Origin of the sequence: Acinetobacter sp. AOR34_HL, assembly GCF_027854795.1 — a bacterium.
Classification (GTDB): Bacteria; Pseudomonadota; Gammaproteobacteria; order Pseudomonadales; family Moraxellaceae; genus Acinetobacter; species Acinetobacter junii.
Genome location: NZ_JAKTID010000016.1, coordinates 1 through 4043 on the forward strand (window position 1 = coordinate 1; position 4043 = coordinate 4043).

The window sequence follows — 4043 nt, forward strand, 5'->3', positions numbered from 1 at the left end:
GAAACGGAGTATCGCTTCAATCATCGGAACGGTAATTTATATCTCGATTTGCTTAAATTACTCCGTAACAATCCTCTTTAACTTCCTAAGCCCCTTTTTTATTCTCTTGTTCGATCGTTTGTTTTAATTGCTAATTCAACCAAGCCAAATCTTGCTGCGAGACTAAACTAAAATCTTTTAAGCTCATCACAGGTCGGTGAAGTTGCTGAGCCAAGTTTTCCAACTCGATATTATTCTTAATATCCATTTTATTGATCTCCATTTTTATTGTTCTATGTTTGGAGTGTATGCGTAATTCAAAAAGAATTCTAGCACTTAGAATTATTGAAAAATGTGAATGATTTCTTACTTAATCTTCTGGTTTAAATAGAACGGTTCATTCTATAAAAAACTATTTTCAGAATATAGAAAGTCGATATAATCAAATCACATCGCTTCAGGGCGGGGTGAAATTCCCCACCGGTGGTAAGTTAGGCTTTGCTCATCAAAGACCTAATCAGCCCACGAGCCTGTATATTTTTATATACAAGCAGATTTGGTGAAAAACCAAAGCCGACGGTATAGTCCGGATGAAAGAAGACGAAATCACCGAAACTTACTTTGGTTTGTTTCGGTGTCCGCTTATTTTGCATCAGTCCTGAAATGTTCAACCGTAACCCAATTACGCGAGCGTTTCATATGTCTAGTTTAATTCAACCTGAACTTTTCTTTTCAGCACTCTCACCAGCTGAACTTCGTATTCAACAAGCTTTAGATGATATCCGCCAAGGCAAACCTGTATTGGTCATGGACGATTTTGATCGGGAAAATGAAGCTGATCTTATTATTGCTGCTGAAACATTAACCGTCGAAACAATGGCACAAATGATTCGTGATGGTTCTGGTATTGTGTGTTTATGTTTGACTGAACAATTAGCTGACTATTTAGAACTCCCACCTATGGTCATAGATAACTCTAGCCAATTCAAAACTGCATTTACCGTCACGATTGAGGCAGCACAAGGCGTTACGACAGGTGTATCAGCAAAAGATCGTGTAACAACGGTTTTTGCTGCAACTAAGGATGGTGCTGTTGCAAGTGATCTTCATCGTCCAGGTCATGTATTCCCCTTACGTGCTCGTGATGGCGGTGTACTAACCCGTCGAGGTCATACCGAGGGGACAATTGATTTAGCTCGTTTGGCAGGCTTAAAACCTGCAGGTGTGCTATGTGAGCTAACCAACCCAGATGGTTCTATGGCATCAGGTATTCAAGTGTTAGCGTATGCGCAAACACATGGCTTGACAGTGATTAGCATAGAAGAACTCGTCCAATACCGTTTAAAGCATAATCTTTAATACAAAAAAAGCCTCGATTCATCGAGGCTTTTTATTAGGATACTTTGCGCCGTTGATTTAATTGCTCGATACATTCAATCAGCTCATTAAACTGATTGATTTGCGTGATCGGCTGCGCTTGAGCCAGTTCTTCTGGTGTTCCATAGCCATAACTGACCGCAATGGTATCAATTCCATGAGCACGTGCACCAACAATATCATATTGACGATCACCGACCATTACACAGTGCTGTGCATTCAACTGTTCTTGCTCAAGAATATAAGCAATTAAATCTGCTTTGTTGGTACGTTCGCCAGTCAATTCACTACCATGTATTTCTGTGAAATATTGATCCAACTCGAAATGCACCAAAATTTGTTTCGCATAGACTGTTGGCTTAGCTGTTGCTAAAAATAATTGATAATCTTGTTGTTTTAGTTTGTAGAGTGTCTCAGCAACATTTGGATAGACTTGATTTTCAAATAATCCGATCACTGCAAAACGTTCACGATAGGCTGCGAGTGCTTGCTCAGCCAACTCATCACTTTGGGAGTTTAACAATCTCGCCAAGGAACCTTTTAATGGTGGTCCAATCGTCCAATCCAAATCTACTTCATCAGCTATTGGATAACCAAGTTTCTCTAGCGCAAAACGAATTGAACGATGAATACCTTCTTTGGGATCAGTTAAAGTCCCATCTAAATCAATTAAAATATTTCTGATCGTCATTCGCTCAATCTCTTACAGCCTTACATAACATAGTCGAGAGTTTCTCGAAACTTACATATACTAGCGTAATTGAGAGAACAAAAGGAAATTGCTGTGCGTCCTACCGTACTATGTTTTTCAGGTTTAGATCCTTCTGGTGGTGCTGGTCTACAAGCAGATATAGAAGCCATAGGACAAAGCGGTGCACATGCGGCAATTGCTTGTACGGCTTTGACAATACAGAACTCACAACAAGTATTTGGTTTTGAAGCAAGTTCAAAAGAATTGCTGTTAGCTCAAGCAAATGCTGTGGTTGGAGACTTACCGATCAAATGTGTAAAATCTGGCATGTTGGGCACTACCGATAATATTGCTGCATTAGCTGAATTTTTAAGAGCACATGATGATTATCAATATGTACTTGATCCTGTCTTAGTCGCAAATAGTGGTGGCTCACTAGGTGATCAAGCAACATTAGTAAAGGCATTTGTTAAGCTAATTCCTCTCGCGACTGTGATTACCCCCAATACAGTTGAATTGAGAGCTTTAACTGGTGTGGATGATATTGAACTCGCTACTCAGAAATTATTTGAAATGGGTGCAAAAGCAGTTTTAGTTAAAGGTGGACATGAAGATACTCCTGACCATATCCGTAATGTTCTCTATGCTGATGGGGAAATGATTGCTGAAAGCCGTTGCCCGCGTTTAGAAGGTCAATATCATGGTTCAGGCTGTTCTTTGGCAAGCTTCATTGCTGGACGTATAGCCTTAGGTGATTCACTAAAAATAGCGGTTCAGCATGCTGAAACATGGCTATTTGGTGTATTAAAAAATGCTGAAACACCCGTTCCAAATGGGCAAAAGATTCCAAAACGATTTTGATGTTTGAAATATTGAATATCTTTCAATGAATAGTTATAAAAAAAGGCGCTGAATGCGCCTTTTTTAAACCCACAAATTATTGCGGAATACGCAATACCTGACCAGGGAAAATTTCATCAGGATCTTTTAACATCGGTTTATTGGCTTCAAAAATTTTAGGGTATTGGTTTGCATCACCATAAACTTCTTTTGCAATCTTAGACAAATTATCCCCTGATTTTACTGTATAGAACTTACTTTCAGGTTCAGGTGCTTCAACCGTCATCTGATCATCGACCTGAGCAACATGATCAATATTACCAACGGCAAGAACTATCTTTTCTTTATCTGCTTGGCTTTTGACTCGCCCTTTAATAATGGCTGTATCGGTATTTCCATTATAGGTTACTGATAAACCATCAACACCAAGACCTAAACTCTTAATCAAGCCTAATAATTTATTGGCAATTTCTTGAGCTGAAGGCTCAACAGGTGTGGCTGGAGCAGGCTGAGGTTCTGCTGGTGCTGTATTTTTTTTACCAATGCCTTTAACAAAATCAAAAATACCCATTTTTTATTTCCTCTGTAATTATTGATTAAGCATAGTCAAAACAGACTTACAATTAGTTATACCGAAAAAATAAAGCATGCGAGTTTCAATTTAACGAGGTCTTGTAAATATATGTATATGCAGTAAAACTGATTTTAAGCTTTCACATTTATATATTTTAAATATAAAAAGCCACCTTACGGCGGCTTTCAATTCGTTCAAAACTTGAAGCAATTTAAACATTTTCTCCCACAATATTGGTCATATAATCAATTGCAGATTGAACGGTAATAATTTTCTCAGCCTCTTCATAAGGAATTTGAGTACCAAATTCTCCCTCAAAAGCCATAATGAGCTCAACTACAGCCAATGAATCAGCGCCTAAATCATCTGTAAAGGATGCATTTGGTAAAACATCTTCTTCATTTACACGAAGTTGCTCAATAATGATCTCTTTAATACGGTTTGCTATATTCATAAAATTCCCTTTTGTTGTTATGGTTTAATACATTATAGGACTTACGCACTATTATTTATAGATTCTCTGTGGTAGCAGATGATTTTTATCGAGAATAAAGTCATCAATGAAGTTTTTGATCATTGGTC

Annotated in this window: 5 protein-coding genes, 1 pseudogene and 1 riboswitch; of the genes and pseudogenes, 3 read left to right on the top strand and 3 right to left on the bottom strand. The window is 38.0% G+C overall.

Translation table 11 applies throughout. The features are described from left to right. Both MKL32_RS02010 and ribB read left to right on the top strand, forming a co-directional pair. Positions 1 to 81: pseudogene (locus MKL32_RS02010) on the top strand (IS1595 family transposase); the annotation flags it as partial. Between the two features lie 348 nt (positions 82 to 429). Beyond that, a riboswitch (FMN riboswitch) is annotated at positions 430 to 585 on the top strand. 93 nt (positions 586 to 678) lie between these two features. Next, positions 679 to 1338 (top strand): 3,4-dihydroxy-2-butanone-4-phosphate synthase, encoded by a 660-nt coding sequence (gene ribB, locus MKL32_RS02015; RefSeq protein WP_004960125.1) that lies wholly within the window; start codon positions 679 to 681, stop codon positions 1336 to 1338. 34 nt (positions 1339 to 1372) lie between these two features. Here ribB and MKL32_RS02020 read toward each other — a convergent pair whose 3' ends face one another. Then, positions 1373 to 2047 carry an HAD family hydrolase gene (locus tag MKL32_RS02020; RefSeq protein ID WP_004952625.1) on the bottom strand — a complete coding sequence of 225 codons (675 nt, stop codon included), beginning with the start codon at positions 2045 to 2047 and terminating at the stop codon, positions 1373 to 1375. Positions 2048 to 2140: 93 nt separating this feature from the next. Here MKL32_RS02020 and MKL32_RS02025 point away from each other — a divergent pair, with 93 nt between their 5' ends. Further along, a complete protein-coding gene (locus MKL32_RS02025; RefSeq protein WP_125272804.1) occupies positions 2141 to 2908 on the top strand; it encodes a hydroxymethylpyrimidine/phosphomethylpyrimidine kinase in 768 nt (255 codons plus the stop codon). 76 nt (positions 2909 to 2984) lie between these two features. Here MKL32_RS02025 and lysM read toward each other — a convergent pair whose 3' ends face one another. After that, the gene (gene lysM, locus MKL32_RS02030; protein WP_125272803.1) at positions 2985 to 3458 is read right to left on the bottom strand and encodes a peptidoglycan-binding protein LysM; all 474 of its coding nucleotides are present in this window, start codon (positions 3456 to 3458) and stop codon (positions 2985 to 2987) included. A 214-nt stretch (positions 3459 to 3672) separates the two neighbouring features. Continuing rightward, positions 3673 to 3915, bottom strand: a complete 243-nt coding sequence (acpP, locus tag MKL32_RS02035) for an acyl carrier protein (RefSeq protein WP_004676488.1) — start codon at positions 3913 to 3915, stop codon at positions 3673 to 3675. Positions 3916 to 4043: the final 128 nt, after the last annotated feature.

Bases quoted from the DNA above. Each gene is read 5' to 3' on its own strand.
- MKL32_RS02020 (WP_004952625.1), bottom strand. From the start codon at position 2,047: ATGACGATCAGAAATATTTTAATTGATTTAGATGGGACTTTAACTGAT.
- ribB (WP_004960125.1), top strand. From the start codon at position 679: ATGTCTAGTTTAATTCAACCTGAACTTTTCTTTTCAGCACTCTCACCA.
- lysM (WP_125272803.1), bottom strand. From the start codon at position 3,458: ATGGGTATTTTTGATTTTGTTAAAGGCATTGGTAAAAAAAATACAGCA.
- acpP (WP_004676488.1), bottom strand. From the start codon at position 3,915: ATGAATATAGCAAACCGTATTAAAGAGATCATTATTGAGCAACTTCGT.